Origin of the sequence: Pseudoclavibacter sp. RFBI5 (genome assembly GCF_002931395.1) — a bacterium.
In the GTDB taxonomy this organism is placed as follows: domain Bacteria; phylum Actinomycetota; class Actinomycetes; order Actinomycetales; family Microbacteriaceae; genus Pseudoclavibacter.
The window spans coordinates 642452-663027 of sequence record NZ_PSYA01000010.1 but is presented as its reverse complement, the minus strand read 5'-3'; the positions used below and the strand labels follow the sequence as shown (position 1 = coordinate 663027).

Annotated in this window: 16 protein-coding genes; 4 read left to right on the top strand and 12 right to left on the bottom strand. The window is 68.3% G+C overall.

Features of this window, described 5'->3' with window-relative positions; all coding sequences use genetic code 11:
* The first annotated feature begins 63 nt into the window (after positions 1 to 63).
* Positions 64 to 1086 (top strand): AraC family transcriptional regulator, encoded by a 1023-nt coding sequence (locus tag C5E06_RS10015; RefSeq protein ID WP_146081359.1) that lies wholly within the window; start codon positions 64 to 66, stop codon positions 1084 to 1086.
* Here the strand turns inward: C5E06_RS10015 and C5E06_RS10010 are convergent.
* From C5E06_RS10010 to C5E06_RS18980, 11 genes are all read right to left on the bottom strand, one after another.
* Complete coding sequence (locus C5E06_RS10010) at positions 1040 to 1789, bottom strand: metal-dependent hydrolase (protein WP_104306789.1); 750 nt, start codon at positions 1787 to 1789, stop codon at positions 1040 to 1042. The genes C5E06_RS10015 and C5E06_RS10010 overlap by 47 nt on opposite strands.
* Positions 1786 to 4113 (bottom strand): ATP-dependent DNA helicase, encoded by a 2328-nt coding sequence (locus C5E06_RS10005; protein WP_104306788.1) that lies wholly within the window; start codon positions 4111 to 4113, stop codon positions 1786 to 1788. The genes C5E06_RS10010 and C5E06_RS10005 overlap by 4 nt, the downstream gene beginning before the upstream one ends.
* 36 nt (positions 4114 to 4149) lie before the next feature.
* Positions 4150 to 4488, bottom strand: a complete 339-nt coding sequence (locus C5E06_RS10000; RefSeq protein WP_104306787.1) for an Lsr2 family protein — start codon at positions 4486 to 4488, stop codon at positions 4150 to 4152.
* Between the two features lie 122 nt (positions 4489 to 4610).
* Entirely contained in the window at positions 4611 to 5312 is a 702-nt protein-coding gene (locus C5E06_RS09995; RefSeq protein ID WP_104306786.1) for a cell filamentation protein Fic, read from the bottom strand.
* Between the two features lie 109 nt (positions 5313 to 5421).
* Positions 5422 to 5943, bottom strand: coding sequence for a hypothetical protein (locus tag C5E06_RS09990; RefSeq protein WP_104306785.1), 522 nt, complete (start codon positions 5941 to 5943; stop codon positions 5422 to 5424).
* A 91-nt stretch (positions 5944 to 6034) separates the two neighbouring features.
* On the bottom strand, positions 6035 to 7741 hold the full coding sequence (locus tag C5E06_RS09985; protein WP_146081358.1) for an FtsK/SpoIIIE domain-containing protein: 1707 nt from the start codon (positions 7739 to 7741) through the stop codon (positions 6035 to 6037).
* 40 nt (positions 7742 to 7781) lie between these two features.
* Positions 7782 to 9449 carry a hypothetical protein gene (locus tag C5E06_RS09980; RefSeq protein ID WP_104306783.1) on the bottom strand — a complete coding sequence of 556 codons (1668 nt, stop codon included), beginning with the start codon at positions 9447 to 9449 and terminating at the stop codon, positions 7782 to 7784.
* 215 nt (positions 9450 to 9664) lie between these two features.
* The gene (locus C5E06_RS09975; protein ID WP_146081357.1) at positions 9665 to 13129 is read right to left on the bottom strand and encodes a hypothetical protein; all 3465 of its coding nucleotides are present in this window, start codon (positions 13127 to 13129) and stop codon (positions 9665 to 9667) included.
* Positions 13130 to 13181: 52 nt separating this feature from the next.
* Positions 13182 to 14294 carry a hypothetical protein gene (locus tag C5E06_RS09970; protein WP_104306781.1) on the bottom strand — a complete coding sequence of 371 codons (1113 nt, stop codon included), beginning with the start codon at positions 14292 to 14294 and terminating at the stop codon, positions 13182 to 13184.
* On the bottom strand, positions 14291 to 14635 hold the full coding sequence (locus tag C5E06_RS19500) for a hypothetical protein (protein ID WP_146081356.1): 345 nt from the start codon (positions 14633 to 14635) through the stop codon (positions 14291 to 14293). Before C5E06_RS19500 ends, C5E06_RS09970 begins: the two co-directional genes overlap by 4 nt.
* Before the next feature lie 8 nt (positions 14636 to 14643).
* On the bottom strand, positions 14644 to 15300 hold the full coding sequence (locus C5E06_RS18980) for a hypothetical protein (protein ID WP_146081355.1): 657 nt from the start codon (positions 15298 to 15300) through the stop codon (positions 14644 to 14646).
* Positions 15301 to 16202: 902 nt separating this feature from the next.
* On the opposite strand from C5E06_RS18980, the gene C5E06_RS09955 reads away from it, so the two are divergent.
* The 3 genes from C5E06_RS09955 (at position 16203) to C5E06_RS09945 (ending at position 19227) form a co-directional block, all read left to right on the top strand.
* The gene (locus C5E06_RS09955) at positions 16203 to 17993 is read left to right on the top strand and encodes a PD-(D/E)XK nuclease family protein (RefSeq protein ID WP_104306778.1); all 1791 of its coding nucleotides are present in this window, start codon (positions 16203 to 16205) and stop codon (positions 17991 to 17993) included.
* An 86-nt stretch (positions 17994 to 18079) separates the two neighbouring features.
* On the top strand, positions 18080 to 18787 hold the full coding sequence (locus C5E06_RS09950; RefSeq protein ID WP_104306777.1) for a hypothetical protein: 708 nt from the start codon (positions 18080 to 18082) through the stop codon (positions 18785 to 18787).
* Between the two features lie 98 nt (positions 18788 to 18885).
* A complete protein-coding gene (locus C5E06_RS09945; protein WP_104306776.1) occupies positions 18886 to 19227 on the top strand; it encodes a hypothetical protein in 342 nt (113 codons plus the stop codon).
* A gap of 85 nt (positions 19228 to 19312) precedes the next feature.
* Here C5E06_RS09945 and C5E06_RS09940 read toward each other — a convergent pair whose 3' ends face one another.
* Positions 19313 to 20383, bottom strand: a complete 1071-nt coding sequence (locus tag C5E06_RS09940; protein WP_104306775.1) for a hypothetical protein — start codon at positions 20381 to 20383, stop codon at positions 19313 to 19315.
* Between the last annotated feature and the right edge of the window lie 193 nt (positions 20384 to 20576).

The window sequence follows — 20576 nt, the reverse complement described above, 5'->3', positions numbered from 1 at the left end:
CGCGTCGAATCACTTGTGTCCTAAGCCATTCCCCCAGACTTCGGAAGACGAGCGCACGATCGCATGACCGCTTTTGACCACGCACACGACCACACGATGATTCGTGTCGACAGCGTCGATACGCCGCTGCAGTTCTCTTCGATGCTCGTCAATAAGCATGTAACGGTCTCCGAGCTCGAAGAGGGCGCTCGGGTGACCGTTGCTGCGACGGCAGCTCCACGTTGGTTCGCCTGCCACGCGACGTGGCCGGTGAGTCGGATGACGCTTGAGCGGTCTGCGGACGTGGCCGCGCAGCGCCGCCTCTTTATCTTCATCGCCAAGGGAGAAGTCGAGGTCGAAGTCGAGACCAATGAAGGGTCGCGGTCCTACGTGCTCCAGCGCGGGCAGGCGGCCTCAAAAGCCCCGGACACCCTCGTCCTGCATCTTCGCTTCCTCGCAGACGAGAATGAGGTTGTGATGCTGAGTGTCGAGATGCCGGAGCATGGCGGCACCGCAGACTGTGAGGACGGGCAGATGCGGTACTTCCGGGATCCGGCACTCAACGCGGTCACCTACGCGGCCGCCTACGGCCTCGCACGAGCACCCCTGCCAGAGACAGAGGGCGCCACCGACATCATGTACACCGCGGCAGCAGGCATCGGCAGGACGCTGCTGCGCAAAGCAATCCCTGCCGGGAATCGAGACTCCTATGAGGCGGCGCTGCACTACATCAGCCTGCACGCCACCGACCCGGACCTGTCACCAGCCGACGTTGTACGGCTGAGCGGTGGCAACTCCGCACGCACGCTGCAGCTCGCCTTTCGAGCGAACGGGGACACGATCGTTCGCGCCATCCGGCGCGCCCGAGTGCTTGTCGCCCGCGGCATCTGGACGCGCACTCCCGAGCGTTCCGTCGAAGCTGTTGCTGAGCAATCTGGGTTCGGGACTGTGCGTCGACTGAGGGACGCGTTACGGGACTTCGACGCCGCGACCGTGCGTCTGGCCGCACCACCTGTCAACGCAACCGCATCCACGACTTGGGAGATGGCTGACACCGGCGTCACTCGACGAACGACCCGATCAGTACCCAAGCCAGATAAGCCGTGACGGCGGCGCCGAGGAGCCATTCGAGGATGGACCCGGTCTTGCCGAGGACGGGGAGGGCGAAGTAACCGTTGGGCATCCAGAAGTAGCGCACGGGCGTCTTCCGCCACGCTTTCGGCGGCTTCGGGTTCCACGGCCACAGGAGCGGGAGTCCGCCGACGGTGAGCATGTCACCGGCGAGGTGGATGACGAAGCCGAGGACGATCGCGAGTTGCAACCAGAACGGGTCTTCGGGGGCGAAGAGCAGCACGAGCGCGCCGACCGTCGCGCCGGCCACCCACGCTTTCGGCCAGGAGACGACGAGTTTCATCGCTTTCGCGGCGAAGCAGACGAGCGCGACCACGGCAAGGGCGGGCACCCACGCGATCGGCCGCTCCCACCAGGTGACGTCGGCGATACCGAACTGCAAGACCCACGCGATGAGGGCGATGACAGGGATGGACAGGAGCGAGTGGGTGCCGTGTCGGTGGCCTCCGACCATGCCGCTGACGGCGCTGGCACCGGCGGACCCGATGAGGGGCACCGAATAGGCGATCGTCGCGTTCGGGTGGTCAGCGTCCGGCAGGAGCGCGGCGCCGGCCGCGACGAGCATGCCGACGAGCATCTCCCCGGGCTCCATCGGCACGAGGCCAAGCGCTCCAGTGGCGGTGCTGGTCACGGCGACCCAGGCGGCTGCGCCTGTGATCGCGTGGTTCGCGCCCATCATGCGGATGCTCGCACGAGCTGGCGGCGGTAGCGCAGATAGCCTTCCGCGCGGTCGATCCCGGCGAAGCGGACCCCGAACTTCCCGAACGGGTTCATGTACGTCTGCCGGTCCAGTTCCGAGTACGAGATGGGTGTTCCCTTGGCGAGGCGCGGGTCGCAAATGACTGCGAGGCCGCCGTCGCGCATTCCGCGGATAAGCCGACCAACCGCCTGCTCCAACTCGAGGGCTGCGTCGCTGACGTAGACCATGCGGATGGCGTCGAAACGGGAGAAGTTCTGCTCGATCAGCGACTCCACGCGGGCATCGTCCACCGGGTTCGTTGGCTTGCGCGGGGGCCGGTCGATCCAGACGAGGGAGCACGTCTCACCGGGTGCGTCGACGCCGGTCATGAGCGACTTCGTGCCGACCAACACGCTCGTCTCGTCAGCCTTCCACTTGGCGGTGATGACGGGGACCGCCTCGCCGTCCCACTGCGAGTAGACGGCCACGTTCAGGCGCGCGCGGAGGTACTCGGCGAGCGCCTTCCCGTCGTTGGACTTCGCGGTGAGCAGGAGCGCGCGGCCGCCGTTGGCTTGGGCCATGCGCAGGGCGTGCGCGCGGGCCCAGGAGACGTGCTTGAGCAGCGACAGTCGAGGCTTGCCGTAGGGGGCGTCGGTGAGCTCGGCCATCAGCTCTGGCGTGGAAGCGGCGGGCACGTGCAGGCAGGACGCGGCGTACTGATCCGTGAAGGGCGAGTCGTAGGCGATGACGGGGGAGTCGAGTTTCGCCTCGAACCCGAAGTGCGGGCTCATGGTCGCCGACATCGCGGCAACGCCGAGGCGAACCGAGATGCGCGGTTCCGGGTCGAGTTCCGAATCCAGTGGCGGGAGCTCGGCGAGGTGCTCTTCCTTGACCGACTCGTCGCCGATCTCGTTCAGCTCGCGCAACCACAGCTGCCGGCGCAGCATCCCGCCGACGTAGACAGGAGACGCAGCGATGCTCGTCCACGACTTCCGTTCACCCTCGGCAGCCGCGGGCGACTCGACCCAACGGGCCTGCCCGATACGGTGCTCACCCGTGCTGGCGAGCGCGTCGAGGACGGCGGCGATCGCGGCATCAGCGCGGCCCTGCGCGATCATCGTCGCCGGGTTCTTCGCGCCACGACCGGACGGGAGGAAGCTCTTGCCCTGCTCGATCCACCCTTCGATGGACTCCTCGAGCACGCCGAGCGGGTGGTCGAGGTCGGTGAGGCGCTTGCCGGTGAAGCGGCCAAGCGCCTGCTCGGTGGCCTGGGCGAGGTCTTCGCCGTCGTTCGCCCACGCGCGGAACGATCTGTCGGTGCGGTCAATGACGCCGGCGATGGCGTTCTCGACGCGGCGGAAGCTGGCGCCAGAGAACGTCGACGCGCCCTGGTCGCGGACGGCAGAGGGGAGCGTGTGGGCTTCGTCGATGATGAGGTGGTCGATACGGCCGATCGTCGCGTTCCCGATGACGATGTTCAGCCCCTTCGCCGCCTGAATCGCGAGGAGCACGTGGTGGACGATCACGATGTCCGCCTCGGACGCTCGGATCTTCGCTTCCTGCGCCTTCGTCTCGAACCCCCACTTGTCGGAGTCCGCGACCGCTTCCGCGCTCATAGCGGCGACGGCGAACCACTCCCGGTCGGAGTGGACGATGTCGCACGACTGCCGGTCGCCCGGAGCATCGAAGTTCAGCTGCCGGTCGATCGCCCAGATAAGGAGTTTCTTCACGGCAACCGCGTCGATGTGCGGGCCGAACGCCTTCTGGAGGCGCACTCGGTAGTCGTCGGCTTTCGCTTTCTTGAGGCGCGGGAGCGTGTCGGCGAGGGCGCTGAGCATCTGGAACGAGACACCCGGGTCATCGAGGATGACGGCGGCCGTGTGCGCCATGCGGCGCGGATCGATGTAGTTGTTCGCACCCTTGAGCGACGCCGCTTTCAGCTCCGCCCCGAGGTGCTTGGACGCTGCCCGCTGGATCGCAGGCCAGTCCTTGTTCAGGTACTGGTCCTGGAGCGTCAGCGACTGTGTGGAAACGACCGAACGCTCCCCGAACAGCGCCGCCCGGTACGCGGGAATGCCGAGACCCGGCATCGACTTACCGACACCGGTCGGCGCCTTCCCGATCGTGTGGGTGCGGCCGGCGAGGGCTGCGGCGATCGCGGCGGCGAGCTGCGCCTGACCGGGACGAGCCGTCGCACCAGGGCCGACCGCCTCTGCGACGCAGGTGTCAAGGAACTCGAGCTCGGTGAGGGGCGGGCGCTCGGCCTCGGTGGAGGGGGCGAGCGTGGCGGTCGAGGCGGTGCTCGCAAGGAGTGAAGCTGGCATGCCCTCTCTATGCGGGGACCTGCCTGCGGCGGGACGCTAGCTGGCGTGAGCGGTGTCGTAGGCGGTCACGACGTCGTAGTGGATGCGGCCCCGCTCGGCGACCTGATGTCCGTTCTCGCGAGCCCACGCCCGAATCTGGGTGAGATCCGTGCGGCGTCCAGCGGCGTTGGTCTTCGAGACTGGTGCGCGTCCGAGCTTGCGGCCGGCGTCGGTGTACGGCATGAGCGCCCCGCGCAGGGCCCGCGCGTTCGCGAGCGACAGGTCGATCTCGTACGCCTTCCCGTCGAGGGCGAACGAGACCGTCTCAGCGGCGTCCTCAGTGAGTTCGGTGCCGTCGAGGTCATCGACGATGCTGGTGATTGCCTTCTGGACCATGGCGGTGCTCCCAAGGGGTCGGCCGCGTGAAGCGGCAGCGGTGGTGGTGGTGGTGCAGTGCTACGGCCAAGCTATGCGGGCGCTCGAGCACTGGACGGCAGCGACAAGCGGGAGCGCGGCACTCAATCCCTGCGCCGGCAGTCGATGAGCAGGGCCACGAGCGCGTCGTCCCGATCCTCGACGAAAAGGACCCGCAGAGCTGCGTCGTACGCATCATGCGCGGATGCCGACACCGCGATCGCGTCGAACCCGTGGGCGAGGAGATGGCCGGCCATCATCAGCCGGGACGTGCGCTTGTTGCCGTCGAAGTAGAACTGTGCTCGGGTCGCGGCCGCCGAGTACCGCAACGCCTGCTCGCGCGGGTCGAGACCCGCCAGGCTGGCCAGGAGCGCCTCATGCTCGCGCGGGAGGGTGGCACCACCGGGGCCCGGCGCTGACGCCTGGAAGGTGGCACCCTGGCCGAGTGAGACCGCCCCGCCGCCGTCGACGCGCCCTTCGCCTCGGAAGTGGCCGGACTCGATCGCCTCGAAGCGCGCGACCGTGCGGTGCACGGCGTCGGAGGTCCATTTGTCGAGCCGGAAGGCGCCTGCACTGACGAGGTCAGCGACCACCGCGAACCCGTCTCGGAGTGCGCGCACCTGGTCGACGTCGAACTCGTCCGCGCCGGTGACGGGTTCGCTGGAAAGGATCGACTCGACCTCGGCGAGTGAGAGTGGGCTCCCCTCGAGACTCGCGGCGTCCCAGACGTTGACGGTCAGGCGCGCGCGGAAGCGAGCGAGCGCGTCGGATCGGCGCTCGAGGAGGTGGAACGGCGGGGAAGGCATGGTCGGCTCTCGGATGGGTGCTGCGGATGCGGCTGGCGGGGCGGAAGTTGGCGGAGACGACGAACGCACCCCGCAGACGATCTGCGAGGTGCGTTCGGGAAGAGCGTTGCTAGGCCCGGTCGAGGACCAGGAACTGGCAGCCCGCGATCTTCGCGGTGTCGTGCACGAACGTCCGTTCTGTGCGGGGGTCGTAGAAGTGGACGGCAGCGCCGCGGGGGCGGGGGACTGCTGTGAACGGCGCGTACTGGGTAGTGAGCAGCAGCAGCGGCAGGTCAGTGAGCGGCCACTCGTCGACGTGGATGGGCGTGCGATCCTTCGGTTCCAGCACCGCCGTCATCACCTCGTCGGGGAGTGCTTCCTCGCGCTGCAGGAGCACCTGCTCGAGGCTCATGGCCTGCGCGATGCCGATGCGGTGGGCGAGGTTCTCCACGCGCGCTTCGAGCATGCTCGTGTCATCCCCGGCTTCCACGAGCTGGTCGTAGGTGGGGATGAGGTAGCTGCACAGCTCGGTCACGGTGTCGGCATACACCGTCTCCCGCTCGGTGATGTACGCGTAGCGGAACAGAGCTCCATCGGCGTTGCGTGGAGACTCGGTGCGGGTAGCGCTGGCCGCGACAATCAGGGTCGTCATGGGGGGAAGGAACCTCTCGAGGAGTGGATGAAGTCGGGGCGCACCCCTCAGTCTAGAGACCTATGCGGGGAACGCATCGATCCACGCGAGCTCAGACGCCCGCGTGCCGTTTCGACGCAGCTGCAGCGGCGGCAGCGCCCGTGAGGCGGTTCCCGTTCTGGTCCGTGGCGCCCGCGTCGGGGTCGTTGGCGAGCGGTGGCCCAGACAAGTCCCGCTTGACCTCGACGTCGTCTCCGTGGATCGCTCGCTGCACTTCGAGGTAGCTCGGCGAGGAGAACTCATCCGGGTAGGTCGGAACACCGAGCTGGACGAGTCGCCGGGACAGGTCGTCGGTGGACGCGTAGAGGCCTTTGAAGATGCGGGTCGGCTGGCCGGGGAGTTCCGCGACGCCGGTGCCGCGGACGGCGTTCTTGTCCTGCAGGAGCGTTGGGTGGTCGGAGAACTTCGGGGCGGAGTCCGGGTTGTTGAACGCCATGTTGCGCTGACGATCGTTGGCGCCTGGGCCCATGAGCCACCGGTTCGAGGAGTTGTCGCGCAGCTCGGTCGGAAAGCCCGTGTTCTGCGACATGACCTGCGAGCTGAGAAGCACGTGGAGCCCGGTGAAGCGCATCTCTGCGGTGAGCTTGAGGAACAGGAGCTTGGTGAGACCACGGATCATGCCCTCTTCCTGCTGCTTGAGGTAGCGCGGGTCTTCCTTGTCGAGGCCCTTGATGACCTCGGCTGGGCGGATGAGGGCTGCGACCTCGTCGGCGAGCGTGAGGATGCGGGGCATGCCCTGGCGAACATCTGGCGGGAGCTGGGTGATGTTCTGCACCCCGTGGGCCTTGATGATCGCGGCTCGGCGGTTGCCTTCCCGGTAGATGCCGTCGAGGACGGCGAGCGCGTGGCCCGAGGACTCGCATCCCCAGCCTCCGGGTCGCACGAACTTTCGGCACCACATGAAGTCCACGGACTTGGCTGGAGTGTCCAGGATCGCGAGCTCCATGCCTGCTGCGAGGGCGCCGGTGAGGATGCCGTTGATGGACACCGTTTTCCCAGAGCTTGTGGTGCCCTGAAGTAAACCGTGCGGGCCGTCCCCCCAGTCGAACCAGAGGTACTCGCCTGGGTCGTCGCCGTTCTCCGGGAGCGACCACCCGTAGAGGAGCCGGTCCTGGGTGTTGAGCTCCCGCACTCGATCGAGCGGGTAAGGCACCATCCCGGGGAAGGTCGGCGGCTTCGACGGGATGATCTCCATCGACAAGTTCGGCACGTCGATCTTCGAGTACCAGCCGGGGAGGCCGACCGCGGTGGTCACGACTTCGTTCAACTTCGCGTCGTGCTTCGACGGGGTGTACGTCTTCGGGAGTCGGACATGGAAGCCGCCGCCTCGGCGCTTCGAGACCTGCACCTCCCACGGCTTCGCGCCGACGACGATCGCGATCGCGTCGCGGCAACGGATCTCGTCCGGGGAGAGCTTCGTGAGGTGCGCGATGGCGCGATACGAGTCGTAGTGCGTCATCACGTAGCCGGCGAAGTCGGGAATCGACTCGAACCGCTTCGCGGCCTTCTCCCCGTCTCCAGGTCCGTACTCCGGGCCGAGGCGCGCGACCTTCTCGTCCTTGCGGGTGCCGGCCTCGACCGAGGTGACGGCGTCCTGGCGGGTGACGTAGAGCTTGCCTGCGGCCTGGTCGTAGTGCTCGATCTTCCATCCGGTGCCGTACTGAGCGGGGTCGATGGCGGAGAGGACCTTGTCGACGTGCTTCGGGTTGGTGGGGTCGAACTTCTGGCCGACGGTCATCGGCATGCGCTGCATAGTCATAGGTGGCGGTGGCTGCTCTCGAGAGGGGTGAGTACTTGTCTTAGGTGCGGGCAAGCAGCTCGTGAAGCGGCTGCGTGGCTTCTTGGGTGGACAGGTGGCTGAGGAGGTGGAGTTCGCGCAGGTTGCGCTCGACATCCGTGCTGGTGATGCCAAGGGGCGCGTCTTCGGCGTCGAGCGCAAGCCGCAGCGCAGTGGGCCAGGCCTGGGACTCCTCGTCTGGTGTTCGCTTGCAGAACCGAGCGGTGAACCCGGACGCGATGCGTGGGGCCACTTTCGCCCAGGCTGGGTCGGTGGAGGCTGCGGTGATGCTGGCGATGAATGCGAGGCGGGAGTCCGTCTTCGGGGTTGGGAGGACGGCGACGGCAGCGCGCGCGAGGATGAGCGCGACCTGCGGGCCGCGGCCCAGGAGCGCGTCCGCCTCGAGCGCGGAGTAGTGCTGCCACAGCTCCACCAGTGCCGGGTCGATGTCGCGCTGGTCTCGAGTGCTCGCACCCTTGAGGGCGTCGTGCCAGGCCTTGAGGGAGCGGTGCACCTCGCCAGGGGTGCTCTCGATCGCCACGCGGACGCGCTCGAGCTCGTCCTGGTCGGCGGGAAGCGTCAGCTCAGGGAGGGCGAACGTGTTCCGGAAGACGCTCGCACCTGCGAGGACGAGCATGGCGCTGTTGCGCAGGCGGTTGCCGCCGGCGAGCTCACGTGCGGATTCGAGCGCGTCGACGAGTGCGCCGACGGGGTTCCGGCTGTCGAGCTCGAAGTCGGTGTCGAGGCTGTCCCGGTCCGCGATCGCCTGCTCGCGCAGGAACTCGTCCTGCAGGATCTCGCGGGAGACGCCGCCTATGCGCTCCTCGCTGGCTGCGAGGTCGCGGGCGAAGTCAGCGGACACGAGCTTCGCGTGTCGGTTGATCGCGTCTCGAGTCTTCGACTTCCCCACGGCCCGGCCGGTCTGCCTGAACCAGCCGACGGCGCTGGCGCCGGCCGCGATCTTCGGCAGCTGCAGGTAGGAGCTCAGCTGCTCGGCGTTGTCGATGGCGTCGGAGAACACCTTGCGGCGCAGGTCCACGCTCGTCTCCTGGAACACCTCGTCGTGCGACAGATGCTCAATGGAGGGATACGCGACCGCGTAGTCCCGGAAGCCCAGCTCGGTCATGCGGTGCGGGATGCCGAGCACAGGGTTCGCGAGGATCTCCGCCAGGTAGCGGCGTACGCGCAGTGTCGGGTGGAACCTCGCCGGGTGCGAGGGCAGGTCGACTGCTTCGAGGTCGCCGGTCTCGCGCTCCCCGGGGACGTAGCCGCTCCCGACACCGCCGGAGGCGTCGAGGGCGTGGGTCGCGAGGTTTCGGCAGACCGCGTCGATGTGGCGCGTCTCCACGCCCTCTTGAACCACGTAGCGCAGCAGCATCTCGACGGCGACTTCGTGCCAGGTGTCCAGGAGTGCGGCGACGAGATGGCCTGCGGTGAACGCCTGCGGGTCGGCGAGGATGCGCGCGCACGTCACCGGAAACTTCCGCTGGAACGTCGAGCGCAGCACCGCATCCGCGAGCGGAGGAATGCCGGAGGCGAGGAGGTCTGCACGAGCGAACGCAGCCGCTTCCGGGCAGCAAGACGCCGCGATCCGACCGAAGGTGGCCGGGTTGGCATGGAAGTCGGCAAGGCGCTCACCAGCGAACTCCTGCACTTCGGGGGAGGCGTGCACGATCGTGGGTACTGGCACAGGTGCGGGCAAGGACTCGACGGTTGTGAGTCGGGTGGCACTCTCAGGTGCGGGCAAGGCAGTGATGTGCGCATCCCGAGTGGGGCTCTCAGGTGCGGACAAGGGTGATGTGGTGGCGGTGACAGTCATGACGTCCTTCGAGGGTGGCGGTGGTGCGGGCAGGGATTGCCTTGCCCGCACCTAATTAGCGCACACCATTCGGTGAGGCGCAACCGCTATGCGGGCACGGGGGAGGGGCTGCTCGCAGCTTCCGCGGCGTCCCGGGCTCGACGGTCGTTGGCGTTGGTGGAGACCTGCTTGAGGAATGCGGCGGGGAGCTTCACCTCGACCGGGGCGAGGCGCCTGGTCGCGTCGGAGATGTAGAAGACGCTGCCGCGGACGACCTCGCGGGAATCCTTCTTGAACAGCGTCTGCAGCGACTGCCGGTTGATGCCGTCGGACTGGCCGGCGTCGTTGCGGGGTGCGACGAGTCGGTCCAGGACGCGCTGATCCAGCGGCTCGCGGAACTTCATCATCTTCATGGCGGCGATCGCCTCGTCTGGGTCTTCGACGTAGCCCATCGCGCCCGAGCCGACGTATTTCGCGGTCTTGTTCTCGACCGGCCCTGACGGGGTCTGCGTGTAGACCTGGATGAGCACGCCGAGCTCGCGCGCGAGGCGGCCCTGGGCTTCCAGCTCTCCGGGGGCGAGCTTGTCGAGCACCCAGCCCTCGTCGAAGTGGAGCACAGCGCCTCGGCGGGCGAGTCCGACGGTGCCGGCGCGGGAGAGCATGCGGATGGCGTTCGCGGACGCGCGCACCGATTGGGAGGCATGGCGTTCGGCGGGTTCGGTGTCGGCCATCGCGGGCAGCTCGAACGCGCCGTTGCCGACGTAGAAGTACGTCATCCCGGCGCCGAAGTCGATCGTCTCTTCGGTGCTGCCGTACCCGAAGGTGGTTCGGAACATCGGGGAGGACGCGGCGAGCTTGTGGATGGGAGCGGTGATCGAGAGGTCGATGATGCCGTCGCGCTCGGCTACGCGGAGCGCCTGACCGGTCGCGCGGGCGCCCTGGGCGACGCCGTGACGGATCGCGTCGAGCACGTCCGTCTGGAACTCCTCGCCGCGTCCGACACCCCACGGGGCCATTCGGGTGATCATGTCGGCGGCGAGGGTGACGCCAGAGCCGAGGTTCGCTGAGAACCGCAGCGGGTCCAGGATCCCGTCCGCGCCTTCCAGGTCGGAGAACGAGATGCTGCGGCCGCCCTCGCGGCGGATGAACGCCGAGTGGTCGCTCTCTGGCTTCGGGTCGAGGATCAGCTGCGGGGATCCCTGGCGGTGCCACTGCTGCGCGAGCCACAGCAGCAGCATCGTGTTGTGGGTGGCCACGTAGTCGCCGATGAGGTAGCTCGAGTCGGGGGAGTCGACGGTGATGCACCGGCCCGGGCGCGACTCGATCGGGGCGATGGAGACGACGCTGTGGTGCGTGGCGCGGGCGGTCCAGGACACTGTCGAGGTCATCGCGGAGGATGCGAGCTCAGCGATGAGTCCGGCCCGACGTGCAGCCTCGAGGAGTGCAGGAGCGGCTCCGGACGGAACGGTGATGCTGGCTTCATTGTCGGAGCCGAGCGCGCTCACGTGGAGGCCGGTGAGCGCGTTCAGGCGGGCGATTGCGTCGGGGGTTGCAGCAGATGCGCGGATGCGCCAGTCGGCGGCCGGTGCGAGTTCGAGCATCTCGCCGGTGGTGAGCACGAGCTCGCGCGGCTCGATGGTCGCCATGGCGTCCTGGAGGTGCTGGAGGCGGGTCGCGAGGACGGCGAGGATCGCGCGGTCGTGCAGCAGGTCCAGGTCACGGTTCAGGAGGGCCGCGCTGCGTTGCATCATTTGGAGCGTCGGCCACGGGCAGCGTTCGCCGAACACGCGCTGAAAGAGCGAGAACGTCACCTCCGGGGTCATCGGGGACGTCGCCGGGATCGAGTCGTAGAGGCTGCGGATCGTCTCGACGGCGTACTCGAGGTCGGCGAAGCGGGGGAGGACCTCGGTCGGGGCGGTCACGATCCACTGGTGGTCGGCGCACGCGTCGAAGTGCTGGCCGTCTCCGAGGGTGACGCGGAACAGCTCTGGCTCGCGTTCGATCTCGGAGAGGGCGGTGACGGTGCAGGGGTTGCTGTCGCGGCCGACGAGGCGGGTGCCGACGCGCACATCTCGCAGCGCGATGCGTCCGCCGTCGGGGGTGGGCAGGAGCGTGTCGAGGGTGAGGAGCTTCCCGGAGCCGGGGGAGGCGGCGACGAGGCGGATGGGGAGATTGTCGCCGGAGGTCTGCGGGTCGCTGGAGAGGTACGCGGGCTGGTTGTCGCCTTCGGTGAACCCAGCGAGCGCGCCGACGCTGCGCCCGTCGGCGGTGAGGGGCGAGTCGCTGACGGCCTGGATGGAGGAGGTGCCAGCGTAGGAGACCGTCCAGGACGGCAGGTCGAGCAGGTGCGGGTTGGCGTGGACGGAGGAGCAGATCATCATTTCCTGCCAGGCGGCGCCCTGCAGGTTCGTCATCGGGTCGATGCGCAGCGATGGAGGTGCGAGCAGGTCGATGTCGTCGACTCGTCCGTCGAGGGCGACGAGGACGCTCGTGTCGACGAGGGTGGGTGGGGCGCCGGCGCGGCTGTAGTGCTTGTAGAGGTCGTCGGTGAGGTCTTCCTTGTCCTGCATCTCGACGCCGGTTTCCTTGCCGGCGTGCGCGAACTCTTTCCGGTCGCCGGACATCTGTCGGCGCTGGCGGCGGATCTCCTGCTTCGTGATCTTCGCGGGCTCCACCAGCCCTTCTACCGTGATGGCGCGGGTTCCGGCGTCGAGCAGGTCGACCGCCCACGCGGCGGACGGGGAGCTCGTGTCTTCGAAGTCGTAGTCGTACCCTTCGACGGCACCGAAGGTGATGGTGGCCATGTCGGGGTGGTTGACGAGCTCCGGCGGCCACTGGTCGCAGTCGCGCTCCTCGGTCTCCGCGAGGCGCCGGTCAACGGCTCGGCGCAGCGACGGGGAACGCAGGAAATGCTGGTGGTCGACGTGCGCGAGCGTGGGCACAGCGCGTGCGGATGCGCGGTCCATGGAGTGGTTCCACCAGTTGCCGGCGAACAGGAAGTCGTCCGCGTCCGGGATAGCGAGCTCGGCGCGGGCGAGCTCCCGCGCGACGCGCTTCGCGTCCCGTTCGAAGTCCGCCATCGGCGCCCCGTCCATGGTGGTGAAGAACGTGGTGACGTCTTCGACGATGGACCCGATGCCGTGGAAGCCGGAATCGGCGAGGAGCTTCACGCCGAACATGACCAGGCGCTGGGGGACGAGTTCGTTCTCGAACTGCTCGTCGAGCTGCGCTTTCGTCGACAAGCCTGTGGGGGCCTCGAACCAGGCGGGCACGTTCAGGCTGAGGAGCTTGAACCGGCGGTAGCTGGACTTCACCATCTGCCGGTTCACGCCGCGCTGCCGGGCAATGCCGGCGAGGCCGTGGAGGGCGGCGTCGACGCGGCCGCCGAGGCGCGCCTTCTCCTCCTCGGTGCGCACATCCCGCATCGCGCCGAGCGGCACCTTCCGCCACAGCCACACCGACCCGTCCACCCCCGGTACGCGCCCGTCCGGGAGGGGTTTGCCGTGGCGAGTGCTGAGCGGGGGCGCGGTCGGGGTGTCGCGGGGGTCTTTGCCGGTGATGGTGGAGGCCACGGTCGGGTCCTGTCTGTCGAGAGTGCGCGGGGTGCGGCGGCGTCGGTGCGGGCTACGGCGTGGGAGTCGGGGCCGGCGCTGTCGTCGCTTCGGGAGCGGCCGTCGGGGCGGGCGTCTCGCCGCTGATCGTGGCGTCCTGCGCGGGTCCGACATCGCGGCCGGTCACGGCGACCGAGTACGGCTCGAGGGAGGTGCCGGTGCCCGCGCCGCCCCAGGACACGACGCGGGGGCTGCCGGTGTCCGCGCCCGCGACCAGCAGGTCGTAGGTCATGAGTGACGACTTCTTCGACTCTCCAGGTGCGGGGGTGGCCTGCGCGCCGAGGAGGGCGTTGAGGTTGACGCGGACGAGCATCGTGTCAGTCGGTGCGTCCTCGCCGTCGGCCGGGATGGGGAGCGCGGACTCGGCGATTTCGACGCTCGCGCCGAGGGCGATGCCGACGGGCATGTACGAGTGGGTGGTGTCGGGATCGCCGACGACGAGGCGCAGCGCCTTCGGGTCGCCGGAGGTGAACGCGGCCGCCCACGCCTGCACCGCCTCTTCGACGGGCGCGGGAGCGGAGGCTGTCTCCCAGCCGGGCCAGACGACGTGCTGGCCCCACGCCTCCCCGGTGGGAGCGTCGGGGGCGATACGAAGCAGGCTCGGGTGGCCGGCGAAGCGGGAGCCGAGCAGCTCGTTGGATTCCACCTGCACGCTTGCCTCGTACAGGTAGCCCTGCCCGTCGCGGATCGTGAAGTGGTGGAGCTCGACCGCGTATCCGGGCAGCGCCGACACTTCGCGGTCGCTCATGCCCGGAGTCGCCGTCGGCGCCGGCGTGGTGTCGACGCCGTCCCACGACAGCAGCACGCCACCGGGCACGGGAGCGGGGTCCTGGCCGAGCCAGGTGGTGATGCTCGCCATTGCGAGGGCTTTGCCGTCGGAGTCGACAAGGTCGGTGGAGGTGACCGGTGCGGGAGGGTCGGCGCGCTGGAGCAGCAGCGAACCGCCGGCGACGACCGCGATTCCGACGACGCCGACGCCGATCGCGATGAGCCAGCGGCGTGCAGCTCTCCGGCTCATCTCACGCTTCTTCGCTGCCGGGGCCTGTCGGTTCGTGGCCATCGGGAAGTCGTCGTCCTCGAACGGCAGCGGGGCGGCGGTGGGCTTGGGCTTCGGCTTCGGGCTCATGGGCGGGGTGCTCCTAGTGGTGCGGAGGTGCGGTCAGCGGTGAGAGTGGCGGCCGTGGTGGTGCGCCGGTGGAGTGCGTCGTCCGCGGCGATCGCGACGCGCTGGTCCCCATCGAGCGCGAGGACGTCGAGCACATCGGCGGGAACGTCGGGATGGGCGGAGGCGGCGATGCGCACCTGTGGGTCCGGGTGCTGGATGAGCGCCTCGAAGCAATCCGCGCACGCGGTGATGCCCGCGGATACCGGCTCCCGGCACGGGCGCCACGACTCGGCGCTCTTCCCGGGTAGGGTCGACGCTCCCGGTTTCCCGGGCAGGTATCGCCAGAGGGTGCAGGTGGGCATGGCGGTGGCTACTTCGCGTTCGTCGCCTGACGGAGCCGCTCGATGCGCTCGAGGTCCCAGTCGGACAGCTCGGCAACGGCGGTCGCGATCTTGCGCGCCGTCCCGAACGCGTCGCCGGCGGCGGGGGAGCCGTCGAGGCGGCCGAGGGAGGCGAGCACACGCCAGAGCAGTCGCCGGTGGGCATCGTCGAGGCCGAACAGTCGCTCGATCCGGTCGAGCTCGCTGTCGATGCCGCGCAGCTGCTGGAGCGTCTCGACGATCTTCGCGGTCGACTTCGACCCACCGCCTTCCACCGCCAGCTGCGTGGTCAGCGATGCGACGTCGTTCGAGATGGTGCGTGTGCCGCCAAGCAGGCCCGCCAGCAGCTCCCGGTCGCCCTCGTCGAGCGTGGACACCTGCGCGTGGATACTGAGGATTTTTCCGACGAGCGCGCGCGTGACCTTCGCAGGCGCCGGGCGAGCAGCCCTCGCGGCAGGCGCGGACGAACGACGTGACCGACGAGTAGGTGCGTCACCGCCGGCCTCAGGCGTCGGCAGGGTAGCGGGCAGGGGCGCAGGCTCGGCAGTGGCGTCCGGCTCGCGGGGCGAGAGTGGCTGAACCGGGGCAGGAGCTGGAGCACCGAAAGCGACGTCGGGGCTGTAGCCGAACGAGGTGTTGTCGGTCATCGGGCATCACCTCCCGAACGGGAGACGGCACGGCAGGCCAAGGAGAGGGCGGAGGGTGCGGGGCTGGAGCTCATGGTCTGCCTATGCGCAGAGTCGCCGGAAACGACAAACGCCCGCGGCGAGGGGGGTCTCGCGGCGGGCGTGGGTGGTGCGTGCGGGCCCGGGGACTCGCGGACGGAGTTCGGGCGGAGGCGTGGCTCTGACTCAACAGACCGGTGGGCTGGTCCCAGCTGTCGAAAAGTTACCCCGGGCCGGCCGGCGGCGCAACTCGGCGGTCGGTCGTGATTTTTCTGCCGATCCGCGCCGTTCCGGGCGTCGGAGGCGATTTTGGGTGGTTGCTGGGCCGGGTTGGCGGGGTCTGCTGCGGGCGTCGAAATTCCGGTTTCGAGGCTCGATTTTGGGCGATACATAGTTGAGAGGCCGGATTCCTAGGCGCTCCTAGAACCTCACCTAGGTCGAGTTCCCAGTCGGCAGTAGGGGAAACCCCTTACTACTACTACTACTAGCTAAAGAAAAGTATATATATATATATAAAAGGTAATTACCTCTTTTTCTCTTTTCTTTTATTGATCTCTCTATATACATATTTCGGGGATCGCTAGTTGGTCTGGCTGAGCAAGTGTTGACCGAGAAAACCCAGGTCACAGGTGAAATCCGCGTACTAGGCCGCGGGATGGGGATGTAGTTCCAACTATGTTTCGTCGTTTTTGGGGTTTCGCGCCGAAGAGTGGATTCACAGGCAAATCACAGCAGCCGACACGCCAACGAACCCCTGCAGGAGAACCTCCCCGGGCGTGTCGCACTCCCAGTTGAGGTACCCGCGCGAGCCCGAATCTGGTCTCGAAACGGCCCCGCCGTGGCGCCCGTCGACGCCCTGACAGAGGCACCCGCATAGAGCTGGGGTGACCACCCAAATACTCGCCCAGACGCCCCCGCCAGCCCCCTCCTCGTACCGGGAGAAGACCCTCCCGCTGACGGGGCTGCGGTGGAGCACTGACGGGCGTCTCCTCGTCACCTCCGATGAGACTGCCGCGTCCTTGAACCGTCGAGCGTTCTCCGTGTCCGCAGGTCAGGCGATCGCGCAGTGCCAGGCGAAATGGCTCGCCTCCCAAGTCGTACCCCGCGAGGACGACCCCCTCCAGGCCGCCCCGCTGGGCGTCCACGCGCACGCGGCACTCGAGTCCTTCTACCGGGACGTGCCCGCCGCCGAGCGCACCCGGGAGGCGCTCGAAGCGCACGTGCGTCAGGTGTTCCTCAGTCCCGAGTTCCGAGCGGACCAGGAGAAGCTCGACCCGGACGGGCGCATCACGCAGGAGCTGAAAGTCATGGACTTCGCCCTCGGCGTGCTCGAGCTCGAAGACCCGACCCAGGTCAACGTCATCGAGGTCGAACGGCGGTTCAAAGCGGTCCCGCTGAATACGTTCCTGAACCTGAACGGCTTCATCGACCGCGTCGAGCGGCTCTTCACTGGCGAGAGCGAAGAGGTGGAGATCACTGACTACAAGACCGGCAAGTACGAGAAGTTCAACCCCGCCTTCGGGAACCGCGACGAGAAGGCCGACCAGATCCGCATCTACGGCCGCGGCTACGAGAAGCAGACCGGCATCCGCCCCACACGTGGGCAGCTGCTCTACACGGGCGCTCGGGCGCGCACCGAGGTCGACATGAGCGTGGAAGCCACTGACGACTCCGTGCAGTGGCTCACCGATCAGTACCAAGCGCAGCAGCGCGCGGTCGAGGCTCGCGAGTTCACGACGAACCCGGGCCCGCTGTGCGCGTGGTGCCCACTGGTGAACGCCTGCCCTGTCGGGCAGATCGGGTCGCCGAAGAAGTGGACGAACGCCGACAAGTTCGCCCTCGAGCTCAGCAACGGGGTCGCGCTGACGGAGAAACGCCGTGCCTGGATGCTCAAAGACGCGGTCTCACTGCGCAAGGCAGTGGCTGCAGCTAGCGGGCAGTTCAGTCCCGACCAGCTCGGCATCGCAGGCTCCCGGGAGTTCAAGCCGGCCCCGGTCGTCCCGCCGCTGGTGCTCGCCGCGCTGGAGCGCCACGAAGCGGAAGAAGCGGCTGCGACGGCACCCGCGGAGCGTGCCCGCATAGAGACCTCACCACCACCAGCACCGCTGATCCAGGAGATCCACGCCATGACCATGACAGCAGCCCCACAGCAGGCCGCCCAGCAGATGCCGGCACAGGCACCTCAGCAGCAGATGACGCCTCGACCCGAAGGTCGCCCTTTCGACGAGATCGTGAACGGCCCCGGGGGCGTGCCTCTGCTCAACCTCAACTCGTATGCCGCGACCGGAGTGTTCGGTCTCGTGGGCCTTGCCGGTGAGTCGCTCACCAAGGCCGGCGTGGCCGCCCCGACGCAGGAGCAGATCCTCGCCCTGGCTCGCGTGTTCGCGCGCATGGTCCAGCGGGCCGAGGCCGGCATCACCAGCGCCACGAGCTGGTCCTCTGGCGCGAACACGCGCATCCGCGGCCTGCTGCGCAGCGTCCTCGAACAGCGCCCCTTGCCCGTCGGCGCCGGCCCCGAGGCGTGGAACGTCTGGTACCAGACCAACGGCCCGTACCTGATGGTCCTTGCGCAGTCCGCGATGACCGTCTGGGACGACAACGCAATCAGCGTCGAGCTGCTCATGGAATCCCTCGGCACCGCCGCAACCGCGCAGAAGGGTGGCCCGTTCGCGTGAGCACGCCCGAGCTGTGAGCCGCGGGCATCGACGCCCGCATAGTCACCCAACACCGATCCACACCCCTTGAGCCTTGGAGGCCAGCCATGTCCGAATCCGGACCCATCATCGAACTGTCCGAGCGCACCAAGATGGACGTGCTCCCCACCGCCCACCTCATCGCCGCAATGGGCCACGGCGCCGAGTACACCGACCAGCACGTGGGAGACGCCATCAAGCGCATCCTCGAATCGACCATGCCCGGCTCGAACATCGACCGCATCGTCCGCGCCCTCGATTTCGAGGCCGCGAAGGTCTCCGAGACGAAGACGTTCGTGGGCACCGTCATCCACGTCGACCGCGACCTCAAGTCGCAGCGCGGCATCGTTATCCTCAAGACTGCGGTCGCGAAGTACAACAAGCTCGGCCAGGACCTCGTGCGCAGCGACCGCCTCGACGGGCCCAAGAGCGAAGCCGTGAGTGAGCTCATGAAGCAGACGTTGGGGCTCGTCGGTCACAAGGTCGCCGTTACCGTCAACATGGTCGCCGGCAAGGAAGGGGACACGAAGTACCGTGTCCTCGCCGGTCTCGAAGACCGCGGCATCGACCCGGCGTACAACGCCGGCAACCCCGAGTACCAGGTGAAGACCGAGCACAAGGGTCAGCAGCTCGATCTCCGCAACTGGGCGCAGCTGCGAAACACGCCCCTGCACAACCCGCACGGCTCCGTGCCGGACATCGACGCGGCGCAGCTCGCGAACCTCCCCAACAACGGCATCCCCGCCCACATGGTGCAGCAGGCTCAGCCCGCGTAACCCCTAACTCACCCAATCCGCCCCGCCCGGCACGGCCTCCGCAAGCTGCAATATCGCCGGGCGGGGCTTCCCCATGCGATCACGACCGGACCCACTGAATGACCTCGACACCGACCACCACCCGCGCCTCGCTGAACCGCATCACCGTCATCCCCGGCGACCGTCTCACCGTCGCGACCGACGGCCACGCGGAGACGCACCCCTGGACCGAGCAGACGGCCACGGACGTGCTCGCCGCGATCCTCGACATGGCCACCGCCCGCGAAGTCCTCATCGCAGCCCACGGCGTCGCCAGCATCGCCGACCTCCCCGAACTGCTGCGCCCCGAGCTCGTCACGATCGACCTGCACGACGGGCACCTCCCCGACGAGGTCGCGCCGCGCATCACCCGCCTCTTCCAGCGCGCACACCTGCTCGCGTTCGCGTTCGAGGGCGTCTGATCCCGCACACGCAACGCCCCTCCGGGACACCAGCCATGCGCTGCTGGCGTCCCGGAGGGGCGTTGCGAAGGATCGAAGGTGCTTCCTAGGTCCAGGAGATGCGGATGAACCCCTGGTTGCCTCCAGCGGTGGGCGACGTCGTCGAGGTCACGCTGACGCCCGCGCCGCCGGTGTACGAGGAGCCAGCGCCACCACCGGTGATCATGTTCGCTCGCTCGCCGCCGGTGCCGGTGGCACTCACACCGCCACCGCCGCCACCACCGGCGTACCCGCCGCCGCCGCCGCCCGAGACGCCGGAGATGGTGCCGACGACGGTTCTGCTGCCTGCGCCGCCATTGCCGCCGCCCGCGTTGCCCGTGCCGTGGTTGCCGCCGTTGCCACCCGAGACCGCCCCTGAGAACGTCACGTTTGGTCGGTTGGCGTTGTACGCCTGCCCGTTCCCACCGGCGCCGCCCGTGGCACCCGACGCTGCGCGTCCCGGAGCTCCGTATCCGGGACGAACCTGCGTGGTCCCGTTGAGGACGTAGTCGAACGCTCGTCCGTTGCCGTTCTGCGGCGTCGGCCCAGCGTTGCCGGTGCTGAACGGAACGCCGTTCGTGGTGGTGGTGAGGACCGCGGTGTTCATCCAGCCGTTCGCGCCGGACTCGGCGTTGTACACGTGTCCGCCGCCAGACCCTCCGGCGACGACGTAGGGCGTGGTGCCGATGAGGATGGCGGTGCCGCCACCACCGGCGATACTGCCGCGGCTGTCTGCGGGTGCAGAGCCGCCGTTGCCGTACCCGGCGCCTCCGACGCCGCCTTGCGTCGCCGAGTTCACGCGCGTTCCCGCGGCGCCAACGACGAGACGCAACGTGACTCCGCGGCTCGGAAGCGCGAGCGTGCCGACGATCCGCGAACCGGTGGTTGTCGCGCCTCCCTGCGCGCTGAGTGCACCGCCGCCGATGACCTCGAACTGCACCTGAGACACGCACGTCGGCAGGACCAGGTCGTAGGTGCCTGGGCCGTAGGTGCGCGAGTCCGGGGAGCCGCAGGATGCGGATGCCGCTGGGGCAGCGACCCCGAACGCGATGACGGGGACGGACCACGCGGTGGCGGTGACGACCGCGCGCCGGGAGAGGGGGCCGTTGCCGGGCGGGGTGGGGTTCTGATCGGTCATGGGTTGTGCTCGTCTCTGTCGGTGTGTATCGGTTGGTGGCATCTCGGGTTCACCGGCGCGGGAGGAATCCTCGTACTTGCCTCTGTCGCGCGGTGCACAACGCCCGAAGTCGGACGTCGCGCTAGGTTGCGCTCGAGCTCCCTTGCCTGCCGAGAACCAGTGCACCGCATGAACGGAGCTACCGCGTCGGGTT

What these genes read in the sequence shown, in the direction of transcription:
- C5E06_RS19500 (WP_146081356.1), bottom strand. Translation starts at nt 14,635, where the DNA reads ATGCCCACCTGCACCCTCTGGCGATACCTGCCCGGGAAACCGGGAGCG.
- C5E06_RS09985 (WP_146081358.1), bottom strand. Translation starts at nt 7,741, where the DNA reads ATGACTATGCAGCGCATGCCGATGACCGTCGGCCAGAAGTTCGACCCC.
- C5E06_RS09990 (WP_104306785.1), bottom strand. Translation starts at nt 5,943, where the DNA reads ATGACGACCCTGATTGTCGCGGCCAGCGCTACCCGCACCGAGTCTCCA.
- C5E06_RS09970 (WP_104306781.1), bottom strand. Translation starts at nt 14,294, where the DNA reads ATGAGCCCGAAGCCGAAGCCCAAGCCCACCGCCGCCCCGCTGCCGTTC.
- C5E06_RS10005 (WP_104306788.1), bottom strand. Translation starts at nt 4,113, where the DNA reads ATGCCAGCTTCACTCCTTGCGAGCACCGCCTCGACCGCCACGCTCGCC.
- C5E06_RS09995 (WP_104306786.1), bottom strand. Translation starts at nt 5,312, where the DNA reads ATGCCTTCCCCGCCGTTCCACCTCCTCGAGCGCCGATCCGACGCGCTC.
- C5E06_RS10015 (WP_146081359.1), top strand. Translation starts at nt 64, where the DNA reads ATGACCGCTTTTGACCACGCACACGACCACACGATGATTCGTGTCGAC.
- C5E06_RS09940 (WP_104306775.1), bottom strand. Translation starts at nt 20,383, where the DNA reads ATGACCGATCAGAACCCCACCCCGCCCGGCAACGGCCCCCTCTCCCGG.
- C5E06_RS10000 (WP_104306787.1), bottom strand. Translation starts at nt 4,488, where the DNA reads ATGGTCCAGAAGGCAATCACCAGCATCGTCGATGACCTCGACGGCACC.
- C5E06_RS18980 (WP_146081355.1), bottom strand. Translation starts at nt 15,300, where the DNA reads ATGACCGACAACACCTCGTTCGGCTACAGCCCCGACGTCGCTTTCGGT.
- C5E06_RS09950 (WP_104306777.1), top strand. Translation starts at nt 18,080, where the DNA reads ATGTCCGAATCCGGACCCATCATCGAACTGTCCGAGCGCACCAAGATG.
- C5E06_RS10010 (WP_104306789.1), bottom strand. Translation starts at nt 1,789, where the DNA reads ATGATGGGCGCGAACCACGCGATCACAGGCGCAGCCGCCTGGGTCGCC.
- C5E06_RS09945 (WP_104306776.1), top strand. Translation starts at nt 18,886, where the DNA reads ATGACCTCGACACCGACCACCACCCGCGCCTCGCTGAACCGCATCACC.